A 17,279-nucleotide genomic window follows, 5' to 3' on the forward strand; every position below is an offset into this window, starting at 1 on the left:
GTCTACAGCCGCGGCTCCCGATGTGCTGGCAGGCCGAGAGCCGACCCGCCGCCGCAGGGAGGCAGCCGCTCATCCGGCCTCCCCTTCACCCGTACACCACCCCGAGGAGACGTCTTCACATGAACCACCCGCACCTGCCTTCGCTGCTGGGGGTATTCGCACACCCGGACGACGAAAGCCTCCTGGCCGGTGGTGTGCTCGCCCAGCACCACGCAGCCGGCGCCCGTACCGCCGTCGTCACCGCCACCTGGACGGCCGACACCCACCGCATCCCCGAACTCGCCGACGCCCTGAATATCTTGGGCGCCGGAGGCCCGCGGCTGCTCGGCTACGCCGATGCCCGCAACCCCGCCTCGGCACCCGGCGGCGCCGTGCGCCTCGTTGACGCGCCGCTGGACGAGGCCGTCGGCCGCCTGGTCGCACACATCCGCGAACTCCAGCCCGACATCGTCGTCGGCCACGACGCCCTTGGGCAGCTCACCGGCCACCCAGACCACCGGCGTGCCCACCAGATCACCCTCCTCGCCGTAGAGGCCGCCGGCCTGCCACACCTGTATCCCGAAGCCGGCGAGCCCTGGCAGCCGACCGCCCTGTACGCGGCCACACACCCGGAATCGGGCGTGGGCCGGCTCGGCCCGCTCCTTCAAAGCGTGGGCAAAACACTCCTCGCGGCACCGGACGTGTACGTGACCACGACCGTCGACGTCTCCCTGTGGGTCGCGCAGAAGTGGGAGGCGATCCTCGCCCACCGCAGCGAAGTCGCCCGCGCACGGCCCCTGCCCGGCCTTCTCGCCCGCCTGCCCGAAGACGAACGCAACGAGATCGTCCGAACCGAGTTCTTCACCCGCCTCTACTCCGCTCCCGCGCCGGGCGACCCTCACCGACTCACCGACTGACCGGCCCGCACCCAATCCCCATCAAACCGAGGACCCGCATGAGCACGACGCCACCCGCCTTCGACACGCCACCCTCGTCCGCCCAGCCCCTGCCCGTCGAACATGCCGACACTCGGACCTGGCGCGTCACCGTCCGAAAAGGATGAGACCGCGGCCTGGTTCGCGTCGGCCAAGTGACCACCCGGCACGTCCGCCGTCGAGCACCGCGGCGAGGCTCAGCAGTGAGGCCGGCACAGCCCCCGTACGCAGGGCGAACTCGCTCAGGCGCGCCGCGCGGGCCGACCGTAGAACAGGTTCGATGTCAGGGCCCGCAGGGCCAGCCGCCGCTGCGGCTAGAATCCAGGGTCATCCGGGAACGGATGCCCGTACGCCGCGGTGACCGCACCAAACAGCACGCACCGCCCCCTGGAGCACGCACCGCCCCCTGGAGACAGCGCCATGACCGCGCCCCTGCTGCTCGTTGACGGCCACTACCTCCTCCACCGTGCCTGGTACGGGTTCGCCACTCGCATTACCAGTCGCGACAAGACCAGCGACCGCACCGGCGTGTTCGGCTTCATCGCGCTCCTGCGCAAGGCACAGGTCCAGCATGCCGACGGGTTCGAGATCTTCGTGGTCTTCGACTCCGAGGAGGGCTCCCAGGGCCGGGCTGATCGAGTCTCTTGCCCTGATCAAGAGCGCCCTCGACCGCACGGGCGTCCGGTGGATCGAGCAGGACGGCTGCGAGGCGGACGATGTCATCGCCACCCTGGCGACCGGTGCCCGCGCCGAAGGCCGTGCGGTCGACATCATGACACCGACAAGGACTTCATCCAGCTCCTGGCCGACCCCAGCGTGCGCCTGTTGAACACCGGCTTCGCCATGGAGCACCGCTACACCGCAAGGGAGCACGTCCTCCCCCGCTACAGCGTCCTCGCCGAACAGTGGCCGGACTTCCGGGCCCTGATGGGCGACTCCGCCGACAACATCCGCGGCATCCGGGGCGTCGGCGCCAAGACCGCCGCGCGGCTCCTGACCGGCGGGCGCCGGCTCGAGAACATCCCTGCCGAGGAACTGCGCCCCGCCTGGACGGCGCAGTGGGCTCAGGTTCTGCGCTGGCGCGAGATGATCAAACTCGACACCAGGGCCACCGTCTCCGACAACCTCCTCATCACCTCCCCCACTGCGCCGCTGCCCACGGCCGCGCAGGTCCTGGAAGCGCTGCACCTGTGGTGATGACCAAGGTCGCGGCAACGCCTGGTTCTGTTCAGGCCGGGGTGGTCACAGGGCGCCGTCGAAGATCTGGCGATGAGCGTTGACGAAGGCATGCTCGCGGCGGCTCCATGCGATGCGTTGCGTGATGGCTTCCGCGCTGACGGGAAGGCCATCTGAGGCGAGCCCTTGCTCTGCCCAGAACCGGGCGTTGCGGATTTGCCTCTCCAGGATGGAGTCGACGAGCGCGCCGCGGGCCATGGCGTCCAGCCCGTACGCGTCCGCGAGGGCTCGGACCTGAGCCGCCTGGTCCTCGACGGCGGGTGCCGTCAGCTTGGCGCTGATGCACCAGGTCCACGCCATGTAGCCGAGGTCCTCCAGCGGGGAGCCGGGGGCCGCGGTGTCGAAGTCGATGAGAGCTGTCGGCACCCCGTCCCGGAAGACGACGTTGTTCGGACCGGGATCGTGATGGCAGACCACCGGGAAGCGGCCAGCGAGGTCGCTGCCTCTGGTCGCGTCGTGGAACGAGCGCAGGAGCGTACCGGCGGCGCTGACCTGCTGGTTTGACCAGGTGCGGAATCGCTGGGGGACCTCTCCGGGAAGGAAGTCGAGGATGTCGCTCGCTCCCTCGCGTCGAAGGTAGCGCGGAGCGCCGTCGAAGCCCCGGGCGTGCAGCAGCCCCAGGAGTGCGGCGACGAAGGGGGAGGCTGGGGTGGACGGGCGCCGGACGGTGGCACCGTCACGGACGATGCCCGTTGTCATGCGCCCGCCGGTCAACGCCACGGCGCCTGGTGTGGGCGTGGGGAGGACTGGCGGTGTGCTGGTCGCCGGGCGGCTGGGTCGGGCGGTGTGATGGGCGGTGCCTTCGGCGGCCAGCAGCGGGGGGAGGCCGCCGGTGGAGAAGGGCAGGTGCGCGTCGGCGGTGGAGAGTGCGACCCAGGCCGCTTCGGCGATCTCCTCGTCCCCGCCCGCGGCCGGATCGCCGTGGACGTAGGCCGCGCGGAAGACCGCGAAGAGGTCGTGGACGTCGGCAATCCGTTCGCCGACGTGGACCAGGGGGCCGACGTCCACGACCACCCCGGCTTTCGCCAGGGTCTCGCGGGCGGCGGCTTCGGGGAGGGTCTCACCGTGCTCACGGCGGCCTCCGGGTAGTCCCCATTGTCCGCTTCGGCGGCCTCTGACGAGCAGCACCCGTTGTGCCGTCGGGTCGGTGACCAGGGCGTACGCCGAGTCGACTCGTTCGAGTGGGGCCGGCATCAGCTGTTCCCTTCGCCGGGGCCGTTCCACCCCGGGTGTGGGCTCGCCGGGGAGGTCAGGACCTGGGCGAGGTGGTCGGCGATGGTGAAGGCGACCTTCGGGTCGGCGAGGAATCCGGCTGGTTCGATGCTGCGGGTGACCATCAGCGGGATGACGTCCCAGTCCAGGTCGTCGGGGGCCTGGCAGGCGCGGGCGGCCGCGGCCGCGTGGGCGGTGATGGTGGCGGCCTTGGCGAGGAGCTTGTCGCGGTAGCGGGCGGTGAAGCGCTGGACGTGCTGGAGCAGGGCGTGCGGGGCGACCGCGCCTTCGGGGTTCTTCGCCTCGATGACCCACAGCCGCCGGGTGGCCGGGTCGGCGACGAGCAGGTCGATCTCCCCGATGAGGCCGGGGATACCGAGCTGGGCGGCGGTTTTCTCCAGGAGGCGGAAGCGGTGGGGCAGGCCGGCGGTGCGGGCGACGGACTGGATGTCGGCTTCCAGGCGTTCGTCGAGCTGCTGGCGGTAGCGGCGCAGGGCGTCCCCGACGGGCCGGGGCAGGTCGGGGTGCGGGAGGCGACCCTCGTCGAGGTAGGCGGCGTAGAGCTCCTGGGAGGTGTGAAGGAGCCAGGGCAGCAGGAGCAGGCGGTCGCCATGTTCGATCAGCGGGTGGGTGGCGGGCCGGATGCGGCGTTCGACCTCGGTGTAGGCGTGCGCCCCAGACGGGGCGGCGTTGGCCGAGTGCAGACGCAGCCGGTCGACAGCGGCTGCCAGCTCGCCGTTGGGCAGCGCCGACCAGGCGGCGGCCTCGTTGATCAGCTCCTCGGCGGTGACGGCGGCGATGCCGTCCGCTCCGGTCGGCCAGTCGGCGGCCGTTGCCAGCACGGCCCCCAGCGCGGCGAATCCGAAGCCCCAGTGCCGCCGCAGGAGTTGGTCGGCGGCGGCAAGCTGGCTGCCCGCGGGCAGGCGCGGCGCGGTGAACTCGACGCGGGCCCGGGTGCGGGCCGTGGAGAACACGCTGGCCGGGTCGAGGTGTTCGGGCTGGGCAGCGGCGGCCTGGGAGATGAAGTGCTGCTGCCGGGCGTGCTGGTAGGCCTGTGCGTCGAAGCCGAGGTGGAGCAGCTCGGCGTCCGGGTCGGCGATGTGCGTCTGGTCGGTGTCGGTGAGGGTGAACACGCCGGTGGTGTGGATCTCGAGGTGGAGGTCGTGCAGCCGGCGGGCGGCGGCGACCGCGGTGGTGCCGCAGTGCAGTACGAGCTCGGCGAGGGCGACCAGCTCGGCGACGGCCAGCATGTCGACGGGCCGGCGGCCGGCGGGTGGGGTGGTAATCGCCTGTTGGAGGAGCAGCTGCAGGGCGGAGGTGGCAGCGGCGGCACCGGCCTGGCGGCGGCCGGCTTCTTGGACCCAGTTCTGCGCCCAGGGTGCGGCGAGGTTCACGGTCACCTCGTGGTGGCCGCGGGTGCGGCTGGCCCAGGCCGCATTCAGCTGCCGGGCCAGTTCGTCGACCAGGTCGGGCTGGTGGGATCGGATCTGCCCGGTGAGCTCGTCTTCGAGGGCGTGGAGCAGTTGCTCGGCTGGGCCGCCCCGGGCGTAGGCGTCGGCGCCGTGCCAGGTACCGGCGGGAACTCCGGCGCGGCGGACGGCGGTGGCCGCGCTGCGCAGGGCCCGGGCATGGACGTGGTGTGTGCGCGGAAGCGTGGAGTGGGGGGCGGTCGCGGGCCAGAAGGTGGCGGTGCCGGTGAGGCGAAGTACCGGGTGCGCGTTGTCCCAGGCTTCGGCGAAGGCTTCCGGATCGGCACCGCTCCCGGCGCCGCGGCCGCGGCGGATCTGCTCGACCAGGTAGTGCAGGAGCCGGCCGAGTATCCGGTGGCCCTGGTGGCCGTCGCCGGTGAAGGCGGCCAGCAGCGGCGGATCGAGGTCGATGCCGATCCGGGCCCGGTCGGGGTCTGCGCCGGCGTGAAGCGGCAGCCACTCCCCCGTATCCGGCTCGTCCCCGCCGGGGCCGGGGCCCGGGGGCTTGTGGGGGTGGGTGGTCCCGGTCAGCTGTAGCACGACAGGGGCGCCGTCAGGCAGGGTGAGGTGCTCGGCAACCAGGGGGCAGCCGGTGACGGTGGTGCGGATGCTGTCGGCGAGTCCGCTCATCGCGGCCAGGTCGAGTACGGAGTCGTGGCCGTGGTCGGGCCGTGCGATGACGGCCACCGGCGGGTCGGTGCTGACCCGCACCAGCAGGTCGTCGGGGCCCGGTTGGAGAAGGTCGGCGTGGGCCCCGGGAACGCCGGGGTCGGGGTCAACGAGGTGGGTGAAGCGCCAGTGCAGCGCCGGCGGCAGCCCGGCAGCGGCAAGGATGTCGTCCGGACGGGCCCAGGCAGTGGTCCGCTGCCAGGTGAGGTCGACGCCGGCCGCCGGAACGACGGCGACCTCGCTGCGAGGCGGGCCGGGGAGCAGCAGCGTGCCCGCGAGCGACCAGGCGCGCCACGCGTCGAGCGGCTCCTGGTAGAAGACGGCGTCGACGCCGGGGTGCTCGGTGAGCTCCAGGACGAACAGGGCCAGCAGGGCCGGGGCGCCTTCCGCGTCGGCGAGGATCTCGGCGAGCTCTTCGACGTGCAGGTAGCAGGTGTCGCGGATCAGCTCCGGCCCGAGCACCCGGGGTCCGCCGTAGACCACGAGCCGCCCCCGGCCGGCCGGCTGCTCGGCCAGCGTGGCTCGGCCCTCCTCGACCCTCGTCGGCAGAAGGCCGTTCGCAAGCGCGCTGACGACGGCGATGTCGTAGCGGTGGGTGGATGAGGAGATCACGCACACCGGCCCGGGCCGGGCGGGTGCCGAATCCAGGCCCAACAACTGGGCGACGCGGTCCACGGTCAGCGCCTGGAGGCGCTCCTCCGCGGCCAGCCCGTTCGGGACAGTGGCGATCAGGCGGGCCAAGGCCGCGGCGAAGCTGTTCAGCATGGCAGAGGCCGGGACCAGCCGGCGGTGGCCGTGCGCAATGACGGCGAGCACCGGCCCCAGAAGCGGTGATCTGGGGTTGTAGCGCAGCGGCATGGAGGTGATGTCCGAGGTCAGCCACTCCAGCGCGCGAGCGGCGCGATCCGGCTCACGGCACCCGGCGGCGATCTCAGCGGGGTCCGGATCGGCCAGCTCCTGGGCGGCGTCATACTCGCGGGTGCTGATTCCGCAGGCGATGTCCTGCCCGGACCGGTCGTCGTACACCTCGGGCCACGCTGGAGCGAGCCCCGACACCAGCCGGTCGGTGCAGCGCAGTACGAGTTCGAGGACATCGGTGAGGGTGAAACCATGCATGGCCAGTACGGACTCGTCGACCGCCCGCGCCGTCAGCTCCGCGCAGCGAAGGAACATCACCGGGTGGTCAAGCTGCCCCGGGTGAACCAGCAGCCGCTCCCCCGCCACCTCGTACCGCACCAGCGCCCGCGGGTCATTCGGCTCCGCCTCCGTCAGCGTTCCGCGTCCAGGAGCAGCGCGGACGACGGCCTCGACCAGTCCTGGTAGATCTTCTGCGCCCGCCCGCTCCCCGGACCGGACGGAGCCTCGCAGGACTCGGGTCCACAGCAGCAGCAGGTGATCGTGGAAGCGGGAGCAGCCCGGAGAGGCGAGCGCGGTCTCCAACAGCACCAGCAGCGATTCGGTCGAGTGATGGGCCAGCGCCCGGTCAATGGGCTTCCACTGCACCCTCCGGTGCTGCGCGGACGTGGGCTGCTGCGCCGTGGCCATCGTGCTTCCGTTTCCTGTGCCGATCGCGGTCAAGCCAGCCTGGCAGGAGGGCGCCCTCTAGTGTCGGGAAATCTCGTCTTCGGCCAGTCACTCTTCCGGTTACGGCTGGGCTGACCGCACGGCGGCTGACAGTTCACGGACGCCGCTGGACCGGGGATGACGTTGGGCGAGTTCGGTGACGATGGCGCGGATGCTGGGGCGGTTGCGTACCTCCGAGGGGGCGGCGCGGTGGGCGTCGAGTAGTGCGTGAGCGGTCTGCTCTGGCTTGCCCCACTGCCAGTAGGCGCGCGCGAGGTCGGTGTGGAGCCGTCCGCGGCGCTCGGCGGTAGGGAACTGGGCGGCGCGCAGGTCTCGGCCAGCGTGGACGGCTGCTCCGGAGTCGCCGAGGGACCAGAGGACACCCACTTTGTAGAGGGCGACGGACGCGGGGGTGACCGCGAATGGCTGCGTCCCGGTGGCTGGTTCGGGCAGGAGCGCGGCGGCACGTTCGGCTTGGCGGATCATGTCCAGGGCGCGGTCCCGGTCGCCGGCCTCGGCGGCGGCGTAGGCGGCGGCGTAGGCGACGGTGCAGAGCATCTGCGCGTACGTGGCGGCCTGAGCGGGGGTGTTCAGACCGGTGGCTTCGACCTGGGCGGCGGCGTGCAACGTGACGCGCTGCGCGGTGGCGGCCCGATCCTCGTGGCGCAGGACGATGCTGAAGGCGCGTGCGGAGGATGCGCTGGCGAGCGGGTCGCCCGAGAGCCGGGAGTAGGTGTTGGAGCGGTCCGCGGTGATCCGGCTCGCGCTGTAGCGGCCGACCTTGGACAGGGTCTCGGTGGCGAGGTCGTAGCACGCGGCGAGCCGGGCGTAGTCTGCGGCTTCCGTGGCGCAGGCCTCGGCGGTGGCCAGAAGGTCGGGCAGGGCCTGGACGAGGTCGGCGTGGGCGCCGACGTTGAACGCGGAGCGGGCCGCCCGGTACTGGGCTGCCAGCCCGGCCTTGGTCGGCTCGGTGGCGGGTGCGGGCAGCAGGGCCAGGGCGTCGTCGAGGTGGTCGAGCGCGGCGAGGGGCACGACGAGGCCTGCGGCGAGGAGTGACCGGCGTTTCATCGGGTCCTCCTCGGATGCGGCCGTGCGCAGTGCGGTGGCAACTGTAGTGCCCTGAGGCGGGGTTACACCGAGAACTGCGGCGAGAACACCCGGAGGGATGACGAGGCTGTCGGCGAACCGCTTGAGCATGTCTAGGTCAGTCGCGGGCCGCTCGGCGGTCTCGAGTCGGCTGACGGCAGAGGCGGAGTAGCCGGTCGCCTTGCCCAGATCGGTCTGGCGCCACCCGCGCTGCTGCCGGGCCCACCGGATCAGGCCCCCGACGTCGCCTGCCGCGATGAGGTTCCGTGCGCGGGGGGAGTTCCAGTCCGGTATCTGGGCGCGCATGGCTGCTCCCTTCGGGAACTCCACCGGACATCAGCCTGCTCACGGTAGCCGCGGGGTCACGTTCGGTCGAGGGCGTGTGCGTGATGCGCAAATGGCTTGCGCGCGGCGGGATTTGCCTCGGCTCTGATCCGGCTGCGGTGTGTCCTGGTCGGGAGCCAGCACCGCCAGATCGTGCGGTGCGTCGTCTTCTGCCGAGCCCACCGGGAGTCTGTTGTGGCCGATCCGAGCGAGTCCGGCACCGCTCGCGACGGGCGGTGGGGCGCCGGCATGCAGGCATCGGGCAGGAATCCGTCCCGGCAGGAAGGCGTGGCGGTGTGGCCAGCCGGGTGTCCGGCGGCTTTAGGCCGCGGCGAGGGCGAGGAAGGCGGGGACGCCGTCAGCGGCACGGTAGCGCTGGAAGTCCGGCACGAGGTCCTGGACGAGCCGTTCGCAACGCGGGGCGCCGATGCGGCGGGAGAGGGTGAGTGCTTCTCCGGCTGCGTGGGCGGCGAGTTCGGGTTCCTTGAGCTGGAGGTGGCTGGCCGCCTCGTACGCCAAGAAGACGCCGCGGGTCTTGGCTCGGGAGTCGGGCAGGAGGTCTTGGCCCTCGGTGATGAGCTGGTGGGCGCGGCGGGCGTCTCCGAGGTCGAGGAGGGCCTGGCCGGAGTCGACCGCGAGGTCGGCTTCCGACAACCACGAGCACCAGGCCGGCAGTGGCCGGCCGGACGAGGCCCCGAAGTGGTGCTCGGCCGCTTCGAGGGCCCGCAGAGCGGGCTGCTTGTCCTGCTGCGCGGCGAGGGTGCGGGCGAGGCGAAGGTGGAGGAGGGAGCGGGCCGCAGGGTGCTGGGCGCGTTTGAGGGCCTGTCGGAGGATTCCGGCGGCGGTGGTGTGGTCCTGGCGCCAGGCGGCCTGGTAGGCGAGGTCGCCGAGCATTGCGGCTCCGAGGTCGGGGTCGCCGGTGGCATGGGCGCTGTGGAGGCCGGCGATCCAGAGTTTGCCGGCGGCGGTGTGGCGGCCGTGGTCGAAGCGGTGCCAGGCCACGGTCTGCGCAAGGGAGGCGGCCAGGGTGTGGAGGCGCAGGCCGGTGGCCTTGTCGTAGCGTCCGCCCTCGATGAGGTCGGTGACGGTCGTGAGGTGGGCGTCCAGCAAAGCGGAAACGTGCTGACGCTGCTCGGTGACCAGGCTGTTGAGCTGCCGGCTGATGTCCTCCAGGACGGTGACCGTCTCCTCGCCGACCAGCTTCTCTCCCCCCAGTCGCGCTGCGAGCGAGCTCCCAGACCCGGTGGCCCATGCCGCGGCGAGCGCGGTCAGCGCGGTCCCGGAGAGGGTGAGGAAGGTACGGCGTTCCAGTGGTTCCATGGCGGTGTTGAGGGCCTCTCGCAGTGCGATGACGGTGCTGGACGGTCCGAGAGGCACAACGCCCCCATCCCCCGCGGGCAGCCAGTGCGGCCAGGCAGCCGGATCGACCAGATCGAGCGGGAGCTCCAGGGCCTCCGCGATGTAGATCTGGGTCTCGGCCTCCGGGGTGACCCCGAGGACTTCCCACTTGCGGATCCGGTGCTTGTCGGTGCCCGAGCGCAGGCCGCGTCGCTCGGCCGCCGCGCAGATGAGCTTCGCGAGGTCGACCCGGGTCAGGCCCTTGGACGCGCGCTGGTGGGCCAACGGGTGAGTGCACTCGGTCACGTAGTCAGTCAAGCACCGTCCGTGGCTACCTGGGAGGTGTTCAGCGAGGGGGACCCCCGGCGGGACCCCCGCCAAGCCGTCGCGTCTGGGGGCACGTGTGCTCGAAGCTCGATCCTCCGAGCGTCCACGCCCGGCCGTACAAGGCCCGGCGTCCGTCTCGTTCCCGCATGCTCCGAAGGGAGACATCGTCATGCCCCGTTCCCCGGCTCCGCCTCCGGCGCCACTGGTGATGGCCGAAGCCGGCTGCCGTGCCGGGCAGAGCCCGGAGCCGATGCTGCAGACCTGTCCCTATCTCTCCAGCGTCCAGCCCGGCGCCGACCCGCGCCTGGTGTACCTGACCGACACCTCCGGTCCCGAGGCCCCCACCGGGCCGCTCCCTCCGTCGGCGGCCGTGTTCGGGATCGTGGGCCTGGACCGGACGATTGTGTGGCAGGACGACGCCGAGGTCCTCGACCTCCTGCGCTACGCCGCCTCCGGCCCGCGCGCGACCGGCGAGCTCGTGACCCGCTTCGGGCCGAATCGGGTTTCCGCGGCGGTCGGCCGGGGGTGGCTGCAGGATCCCGGCCGCTTGTGCCGGGAGTACTGCGTGGTCTCCGGTGAGATCGAGGTGACCGCGCACTGCAACTGGGGCTGCGTCTCCTGCCCGGTCGCCACGGACCCGAAGCCGCGCCGCACGATGCCGATGCCCCTGTTCGAGGAGATCATCGGCATGCTCGCCGCGGCCGGCGCCCAGTACGTGACCTTCCAGTTCTTCAACGAGCCCACCCTCGACCGGTACTTCGTCCGGCGGCTGGAGGTCCTGGCCGCCCGCGGGATGCCGCTGGCCCTGTACTCGAACGCCTCCGCGCTGACCGCGGACAAGATCGCCGCGCTCCAGCGGACCGGGGTGCTCAAGCACCTGATCGTCAACATCCCCTCCGCCGAGGAGGTCGAGTTCAACATCCTCACCGGCTCGCGGCACTTCCCGCACACGATGGGCAACACGGAGGCGGCTCTGGCTGCCGGCCTGCCGGTGCAGGTCGTCGTCAACGGGGTCGGCGCGCGCCTGAAACGGAATTTGGACGGCGTGGAGCGGCACTTCACGCCGCTGGGCGCCGAGGTGTATCCGAGCCTGACCTGCGACCGGGCCGGTGAGCTGGGCGGCGAGTACGCCCAGGACGTCCACGTGGCGGGGCGGCTGACCGGCTGCGGCTGGCCGGTGCAGCACGTCAACATCTCGGTCACCGGCGACCTGTTCCTGTGCTGCAACGACTACTACCAGCGCGAGACCTTCGGCCATGTCCGGGACGGCTCGATCGACGAGCTGATGTCGAGCGAGCGAGCAGTCGCGCTGCGCCGCAAGGTCTTCGGCGTCGACCAGGCCCCGGACGACTTCCTGTGCCGGCGCTGCCACAACCAGCTGCCCGACTTTCCCGGCCGGGACTTCCGCCCGATCGCGACCTTCGGATAGGAGGCGACCCATCATGAAAACGCCCGTACGGATCTGGTACGTAGCCGGACAGCGGCTGTGCAACCTGTCCTGCGAACGATGCGTGTCCGTCGGCGAGTGGGCCATGAGCAACCGCTACGACTGGAAGAACCCCGAGGACCGCGACGTCTACGAGCAGGTCGTGACCTGGATCGGGACCCGCCCCTACCCGGTGAAGGTCCGCCTGGGCACCCTCGGCGAGCCGTTCGCGAGCACCTTCTTCCTGAAGAAGGCGGCCTGGCTGACCCGGCAGAGCGACGTCGAGTACGTCGAGCTGCTCTCCAACGCGATCCTGCTGCCCAGGAGGCTACCCAAGATCGAAGCGGACGCGAACCTCGGCAAGCTGTCACTGTGGCTGACCTGGCACGACGGGCAGGTCGACCTGGAGCGGTTCATCAAGGCCGCATCCTTCGCCCAGGAGCGCTACGGCTGCTTCGTGGTCGTTAACACCCTGCTGTTCGAGACCAACGCGGAGGCCGTGGCCCGCGCCCGGGACGCCGCCGTTGCCGCCGGACTGCGGTTCAACGTCGACCTCGGCTACGACCCGAGCGCAGCCGTCCAGGACCCGTCCGCCGCCGTACCGGTCCTCCAGAGCTCCGACGCCCTGGACACGCTGGCCGCTCTCGGCGGGAACCGGGCCCTGGCCGAAGCCGCCCTGGTCGGCCTGACCTCCTGCCGGGGAATGCTCTGCCGCGCCGGCCACGACACGGCGTTCATCGACATCCACGGCCAGGCCTACCGCTGCTCCAACTACTCCTCCCAGGAGCAGCCCCCACTGGGCAGTGTCCTGGAGCCGGGCTTCGACCTGCCGCTGCGCCCCGAACCGTGGGCGCCGTGCGCGGCCAGGGGCGGGTGCGGCAACAAGGAGGACTTTCTCAATCTGCAGATCGCCGGCCCCCTGCGCCCCTCCACGGTCCCCAGCCTCGGCTGGACCGACGCCTGACCCCGCCCCCGCCCGTTCCCGCTCCCGTTCCCGGAAAGGAGCGCTCTTGTGTTCATCGGCGACATGACCTGGCCCGACCTGGTCCCGGACCCCGACACCCACGTCATCATCCCCGTCGGCGCCCTGGAACCCCACGGCCCGCACCTCCCGCTGGGCTCCGACACCATGATCAGCGACCACTTCGCCGACCGCCTCGCTGCCGCCGTCGAGGGGCACGTCGCCCCGAGCGTCGGCTATGGCGTGGCCACGCCCGGCCAGCGCCTGGGCGGCACCTTCCCCGGCGTCATCAGCATCACCGGCGCCACCTTCACCGCCTTGGTCGCCGAGATCCTCACCGCCCTGGCCCGCCACGGCTACCGGCGCCTGATCCTGCTGAACTCGGCCATCGACAACATCGCGTTCCTGTGCGAGGCCGCCCGCCACCTCACCGAACACGTCCCCAGCGTGCGGGTGATGATCGTGAACTGGTGGGACGTCGTGGGCGAGGACTTCCGCAACGCCCTCGCCGACGAGACCGGGACCGCCCGCGCGGACGACCACCACGCCGGGATGGTCGAGTCCAGCCTCGTCATGCACATCAGCCCGCACGCCGTCCGCCCCGACCGGCTGCCTGCCGACGGCGGCACCGAGCAGCCCCGCCGGATCAGCTACCACCTGTACCCGCAGCCGGCCGACACCACCACGAGCACCGGCATCGTCTACACCGCCGCCCACGCCGGCCCGGAGCTCGGCAAGCGGGTCGCCGACCAGGTCGCCCAGCAGCTCGCCGACGCCGTCCTCCGCGAGTTCACTGCGCCCCTGCCGTCCTGAACCCAGGCCGCCGCCCGGGGTCGGCCCGGGGGCTCCTCCGAAGGAGACCCACACCCATGTTCGTATTCTCGCCCTCCGCCTCCTACCCGAGGCCGTTCGCGGCCGTCATCGACGACCGCGCCCGGATCGTCCACGCATGGTCCAGCCCGATCGGCCAGCCCGACATCGAGACCAGCCCGCCGTCCTACCTCCGCGGCTGGAACCACGTAGAAGTCGCCCCGGACGGATCCCTGTTCGCGATCGTGCCGCTGCACGCCCTGCTCAAGCTCGCTCCGGACTCCACCCTCACCTGGCGCGCCGACCTCCCCGCCCACCACGACCTCGCCCTCGGCCCCCACGGCGAGATCTACGTCCTCACCGAAGAGCCCCGCCCCGTGCCCTGCACCGGCGGCTCCCACGTCCTGCTCGACAACTCCATCACCGTCCTGGACCCCGACGGCCAGCTGCGCGACGCGCACTCCCTGTACGAGATCCTCACCACCGATCCGGCCCTGGCCACACTGATCACCGACGCGATCGACCGCCACCGCGACGCCGGCCGGACCGCGGACACCGCCGCCCTCGCCCCGCGAATGGAAGGCCCGAACGGCTGGCGGCGCGGCCGCGACATCTCCCGCCTGCTGCGCTCCCGGCCCGGCTCGCCCAGCGACATCCTGCACACCAACACCCTCGAAATCCTCACCCACGCCCACCCGGCCGGCATGTGGGCGGCCGGAGACGTCCTGGTCTCGCTGCGCGACCTCGACCTCATCGCCGTCCTCGACCTGCGCGCCCGCGCCGTGCGCTGGTGGTGGGGCCCCGGCGACCTGTCCGGCCAGCACCAGCCCTCCGCCCAGAGCGACGGCACGATCCTCGTCTTCGACAACGGCCGCCGCGCCGGCCGCTCCCGCATCCTGGAGATCGAACCCCTCACCAGGGCCGCCGTCTGGCAGTACGAGCCCGGCCTGTTCTGCGAGATGGCCGGGGGCTGCGAGCGCCTGGCCGACGGCACCATCCTCATCAGCGACTCCCAGGCCGGCCGCGCCCTGATCGTCGACCGCGCCGGCCGCGAGCACTGGCAAGTCCAGGTCTCCACCAGCACCACGGGCGCGCGCTCCCGCGCGGAGTTCTACCGCCTCTCCGCCATCCCGACCGCCGCCGCCGACCACCTCGGCACCGGGGACCGGCCCGCCCGCGCCCTCACCGAATCCCGCGTCCGCTGCCAGCTCGTCCAGACCGTACGGAGCCCCCTGTGATCAGCGTGATCATCCCCACCCGCGACCGCCCCGGCCCTCTCCACCGCGCCCTACGCAGCGTCGCCCGCCAGACCTACCGGCACTTCGAGGTGATCGTCGTCCGCGATGGCGGCCACACCGTCGAGCCGGTCATCGACCGCTGGCAGCGCGAGATACCCATCCGCCTCCTGGAATCCGACACCCCGTACGGCGTCTCCCACGCCCGCAACCGAGCCATCGCCGCCGCTCAGGGCGACCACGTCGCCCTCCTCGACGACGACGACATCTTCCTGCCGCACCACCTCCAGGCCGCGGCCGACGCGCTGCGAACCCACCGAGTCGACACCGTCTACGGCCAGGCCCTCGTCAGCCCCACCTGGCTCGAGGACCTGCCGCGCGACCGGGGCCACCTGCCGTGCAAGGACTACGCGTTCGACCCGGCCTTCCTCTCCGTCGCCAACACCATCCACACCGGCTCCGTCGTCACCCGCAACCCGGCCGGCAGCCCCGTCCGGTTCGACGAGAAACTGCACCACTGCGAGGACTGGGACTTCCTCCTCTCCCTTCGCGCGGCCGGCAACCGCTTCGCCCGCCTCGACACCATCACCAGCGTCTACCACCAGGTACCTGTGCCCGGCGCCGTCCACACCGCCTACCAGTCCACCCCGACCCCGTTCACCCGGGCACGCACCCTCCTCTACGGCCGCTGGCCCGCGGCCACCGGCCGCGCCGAGGAGTACCGGGACTGGTTCCGCCGCTTCGACCAGCGCCTCGACACCCTCATCGCCCACGGCCGAAGCGTCCCGCCCCACGTGTACGAACACGCCGTCCGCGAGCTCCACGCCACCTTCACCGACCGCCGGTCCCCGGACCGCGACCTCCTGGGCCGGCTCCTCCCCCTCACCCCGGCCTCGCCCTCCCGGCACGACGACGGTGCCTTCGCTCTCCGACCGGCGGTGACGCATGCAGTCCGGTGACGCCCCGTACGACGGCTTCGCGGAGACTTTCGCCCGCGAGGCCGCCGTCAGCGCCTACAACGCCCACTACGACCGCCCCACCGTCCTGGGGCTGATCGGCGACGTGCGCGGCCTCGACATCCTGGACGCCGGCTGCGGCCCCGGCCTGTACCTGTCCGAGCTCGCCGACCGCGGGGCCCGGCCCGTCGGCATCGACCAGAGCGCCGACATGGTCCGCCTCGCCGGCCAGCGCCTCGGGCCCCTCGCGGAAGTCCGCCAGCACGACTTGGCCGAGCCCCTCACCTGGGCGGACGACGAGCGGTTCGACATTGTCCTGCTCACGCTGGTTCTCCACTACCTCCCCGACCGGGTCAGCACGCTGCGGGAACTCGCCCGCGTCCTGCGGCCCAGCGGGCAGATCGTCGTCTCGACCAGTCACCCCACGGCAGATTGGCTGGCCCACGGGGGCAGCTACTTCGCCAGCGGCTTCGTTGAGGAGCCCTGGTCGAACGGCATGACCCACCGATACTGGCACCAGCCCTTCCAAGCATGGCTCGACGAGTTCACTGCCTCCGGACTCGCCCTCGACCGCCTCGTCGAGCACCAGCCACTTCCGTCGATGGCCCGTCATCACCCGGGCGAACACGAGAAACTGACCCGTCAGCCTGGCTTCGTAGCCGTCCGGCTCCGCAAACGGCACCCTGGAATCTAGGCTCTGCGCCAGGCGCCTCAACGACCACCCTCGGAGTCCACCCGTGCCCGTCCGAACCCCGCTCCTGGCCGTGGTCAGCGGCCCGCCGGCGACCGGCAAGACCACCCTCGCCCGGGAACTCGCCCAGCACCTGGGCTGCCCCGCGATCATGCGTGACGAGATCAAGCAGGGCATGGTCATGAACCATCCCGGTCATGCCCCCGACGGCGACGACCCCCTCAACATCCCGGCTCTGGAGGCGTTCTTCGCGACGGTCACCGTTCTCCTCCGGGCCGGGACATCCGTCGTCGCCGAGGCCGCCTTCCAGGACCGTCTCTGGCGCCCCGGGCTGGAGCCGCTCATGAAGATCGCAGACCTCCGGATCATCCGGTGCACCACCCCCACGTCAACCATCGCGCAGCGCATCACTGACCGCGCCCACCGCGATAGCCACAGGGCCGCCCATGGTGACAAGGCCCTGCTCGCCGACATGAAGGCCGGCCTCTACGACCCCGACCAGTTCGTCCCCATCAGCCTGGACGCCCCGAACCTGCTGGTGGACACCTCCGACGGCTACACGCCCGGAATGACGGAGATCCAGAGTTTTCTGTTGCGGCCGGAGCGCGAAGAAGGCGCAAGCTGAGGATCCCACTGGACTGCCCTCAGCCTGACAGGACAGCCTTCGAGCTGGCCAACGCGCGGAATTGGTGGACCCCAGGGTGGCCTGCGGCGTAGCGTCAGGTATGAGGTCCCGCCGCATCCCCCGTCGGCGGGACCTCCTTGGTTCCTGGCTGGCGTGGCGGTGCTGGCGCCGCCACGATGTTCGTCAGGCCGGAGCAGGCTCGATCGCCGTCACCAGGGTGATGCGCTCAGCGCAGAGTGACGCATCTCCCGTGCGGTGCCCCGGTTCGAACACCGCGACGGTGTAGCTGTAGCTGGTGATCCCGGAGGGCAGTTGCAGGAACATGTCGTTGACGCGTGACTTGGTGTGTTCGAGGGCGTCGGACGCACTGGGCTGATCGACGGTCAGCATGCGCGGGCCGATCCCGGGGATGTCCACCTCGACGTTCCACTTCATGC

General features: G+C 71.6%; 15 protein-coding genes. 10 read left to right on the forward strand and 5 right to left on the reverse strand.

Annotated elements, in window-relative coordinates:
* Positions 1 to 119 precede the first annotated feature (119 nt).
* The 3 genes from ACIO5D_RS17010 (at position 120) to ACIO5D_RS17020 (ending at position 2,111) form a co-directional block, all read left to right on the forward strand.
* Positions 120 to 896, forward strand: a complete 777-nt coding sequence (locus ACIO5D_RS17010; RefSeq protein ID WP_400795997.1) for a PIG-L deacetylase family protein — start codon at positions 120 to 122, stop codon at positions 894 to 896.
* Between the two features lie 589 nt (positions 897 to 1,485).
* Entirely contained in the window at positions 1,486 to 1,743 is a 258-nt protein-coding gene (locus ACIO5D_RS17015) for a hypothetical protein (protein WP_400796000.1), read from the forward strand.
* Positions 1,744 to 1,757: 14 nt separating this feature from the next.
* Positions 1,758 to 2,111, forward strand: a complete 354-nt coding sequence (locus ACIO5D_RS17020) for a 5'-3' exonuclease H3TH domain-containing protein (RefSeq protein ID WP_400796090.1) — start codon at positions 1,758 to 1,760, stop codon at positions 2,109 to 2,111.
* 45 nt (positions 2,112 to 2,156) lie between these two features.
* Here the strand turns inward: ACIO5D_RS17020 and ACIO5D_RS17025 are convergent, their stop codons facing one another.
* The 4 genes from ACIO5D_RS17025 to ACIO5D_RS17040 form a co-directional block, all read right to left on the reverse strand.
* Positions 2,157 to 3,344, reverse strand: a complete 1,188-nt coding sequence (locus tag ACIO5D_RS17025; protein WP_400796002.1) for an NUDIX domain-containing protein — start codon at positions 3,342 to 3,344, stop codon at positions 2,157 to 2,159.
* Positions 3,344 to 7,045, reverse strand: coding sequence for a hypothetical protein (locus ACIO5D_RS17030; RefSeq protein WP_400796004.1), 3,702 nt, complete (start codon positions 7,043 to 7,045; stop codon positions 3,344 to 3,346). The genes ACIO5D_RS17025 and ACIO5D_RS17030 overlap by 1 nt, the downstream gene beginning before the upstream one ends.
* Before the next feature lie 99 nt (positions 7,046 to 7,144).
* A complete protein-coding gene (locus tag ACIO5D_RS17035; RefSeq protein WP_400796006.1) occupies positions 7,145 to 8,455 on the reverse strand; it encodes a helix-turn-helix domain-containing protein in 1,311 nt (436 codons plus the stop codon).
* A 339-nt stretch (positions 8,456 to 8,794) separates the two neighbouring features.
* Positions 8,795 to 10,117 carry an XRE family transcriptional regulator gene (locus ACIO5D_RS17040; protein ID WP_400762583.1) on the reverse strand — a complete coding sequence of 441 codons (1,323 nt, stop codon included), beginning with the start codon at positions 10,115 to 10,117 and terminating at the stop codon, positions 8,795 to 8,797.
* Positions 10,118 to 10,307: 190 nt separating this feature from the next.
* Between ACIO5D_RS17040 and ACIO5D_RS17045 the strand changes: the two genes are divergently transcribed.
* From ACIO5D_RS17045 to ACIO5D_RS17075, 7 genes are read left to right on the forward strand one after another with little or no spacing between them, the layout of a single operon-like run.
* Positions 10,308 to 11,567 (forward strand): radical SAM/SPASM domain-containing protein, encoded by a 1,260-nt coding sequence (locus tag ACIO5D_RS17045; RefSeq protein WP_400796009.1) that lies wholly within the window; start codon positions 10,308 to 10,310, stop codon positions 11,565 to 11,567.
* 13 nt (positions 11,568 to 11,580) lie between these two features.
* On the forward strand, positions 11,581 to 12,528 hold the full coding sequence (locus ACIO5D_RS17050) for a hypothetical protein (RefSeq protein WP_400762587.1): 948 nt from the start codon (positions 11,581 to 11,583) through the stop codon (positions 12,526 to 12,528).
* A 48-nt stretch (positions 12,529 to 12,576) separates the two neighbouring features.
* On the forward strand, positions 12,577 to 13,338 hold the full coding sequence (locus ACIO5D_RS17055; RefSeq protein WP_400796011.1) for a creatininase family protein: 762 nt from the start codon (positions 12,577 to 12,579) through the stop codon (positions 13,336 to 13,338).
* A 56-nt stretch (positions 13,339 to 13,394) separates the two neighbouring features.
* Positions 13,395 to 14,573: an arylsulfotransferase family protein gene (locus ACIO5D_RS17060; RefSeq protein ID WP_400796014.1), complete on the forward strand. Its 1,179-nt coding sequence runs from the start codon at positions 13,395 to 13,397 to the stop codon at positions 14,571 to 14,573.
* Positions 14,570 to 15,529: a glycosyltransferase family 2 protein gene (locus ACIO5D_RS17065; RefSeq protein ID WP_400762592.1), complete on the forward strand. Its 960-nt coding sequence runs from the start codon at positions 14,570 to 14,572 to the stop codon at positions 15,527 to 15,529. Before ACIO5D_RS17060 ends, ACIO5D_RS17065 begins: the two co-directional genes overlap by 4 nt.
* On the forward strand, positions 15,516 to 16,220 hold the full coding sequence (locus ACIO5D_RS17070) for a class I SAM-dependent methyltransferase (RefSeq protein ID WP_400762594.1): 705 nt from the start codon (positions 15,516 to 15,518) through the stop codon (positions 16,218 to 16,220). The genes ACIO5D_RS17065 and ACIO5D_RS17070 overlap by 14 nt, the downstream gene beginning before the upstream one ends.
* Positions 16,221 to 16,263: 43 nt before the next feature.
* Positions 16,264 to 16,842, forward strand: coding sequence for an AAA family ATPase (locus ACIO5D_RS17075; protein ID WP_400762596.1), 579 nt, complete (start codon positions 16,264 to 16,266; stop codon positions 16,840 to 16,842).
* 183 nt (positions 16,843 to 17,025) lie between these two features.
* Here ACIO5D_RS17075 and ACIO5D_RS17080 read toward each other — a convergent pair whose 3' ends face one another.
* Entirely contained in the window at positions 17,026 to 17,277 is a 252-nt protein-coding gene (locus ACIO5D_RS17080) for a hypothetical protein (RefSeq protein ID WP_400762598.1), read from the reverse strand.
* Positions 17,278 to 17,279: the final 2 nt, after the last annotated feature.

This window comes from Kitasatospora sp. NPDC087315, from assembly GCF_044744345.1.
In the GTDB taxonomy this organism is placed as follows: Bacteria; Actinomycetota; Actinomycetes; order Streptomycetales; family Streptomycetaceae; genus Kitasatospora.

What these genes read in the sequence shown, in the direction of transcription:
- ACIO5D_RS17010 (WP_400795997.1), top strand. Translation starts at nt 120, where the DNA reads ATGAACCACCCGCACCTGCCTTCGCTGCTGGGGGTATTCGCACACCCG.
- ACIO5D_RS17015 (WP_400796000.1), top strand. Translation starts at nt 1,486, where the DNA reads ATGCCGACGGGTTCGAGATCTTCGTGGTCTTCGACTCCGAGGAGGGCT.
- ACIO5D_RS17020 (WP_400796090.1), top strand. Translation starts at nt 1,758, where the DNA reads ATGGAGCACCGCTACACCGCAAGGGAGCACGTCCTCCCCCGCTACAGC.
- ACIO5D_RS17025 (WP_400796002.1), bottom strand. Translation starts at nt 3,344, where the DNA reads ATGCCGGCCCCACTCGAACGAGTCGACTCGGCGTACGCCCTGGTCACC.
- ACIO5D_RS17030 (WP_400796004.1), bottom strand. Translation starts at nt 7,045, where the DNA reads ATGGCCACGGCGCAGCAGCCCACGTCCGCGCAGCACCGGAGGGTGCAG.
- ACIO5D_RS17035 (WP_400796006.1), bottom strand. Translation starts at nt 8,455, where the DNA reads ATGCGCGCCCAGATACCGGACTGGAACTCCCCCCGCGCACGGAACCTC.
- ACIO5D_RS17045 (WP_400796009.1), top strand. Translation starts at nt 10,308, where the DNA reads ATGCCCCGTTCCCCGGCTCCGCCTCCGGCGCCACTGGTGATGGCCGAA.
- ACIO5D_RS17050 (WP_400762587.1), top strand. Translation starts at nt 11,581, where the DNA reads ATGAAAACGCCCGTACGGATCTGGTACGTAGCCGGACAGCGGCTGTGC.
- ACIO5D_RS17060 (WP_400796014.1), top strand. Translation starts at nt 13,395, where the DNA reads ATGTTCGTATTCTCGCCCTCCGCCTCCTACCCGAGGCCGTTCGCGGCC.
- ACIO5D_RS17070 (WP_400762594.1), top strand. Translation starts at nt 15,516, where the DNA reads ATGCAGTCCGGTGACGCCCCGTACGACGGCTTCGCGGAGACTTTCGCC.
- ACIO5D_RS17080 (WP_400762598.1), bottom strand. Translation starts at nt 17,277, where the DNA reads ATGAAGTGGAACGTCGAGGTGGACATCCCCGGGATCGGCCCGCGCATG.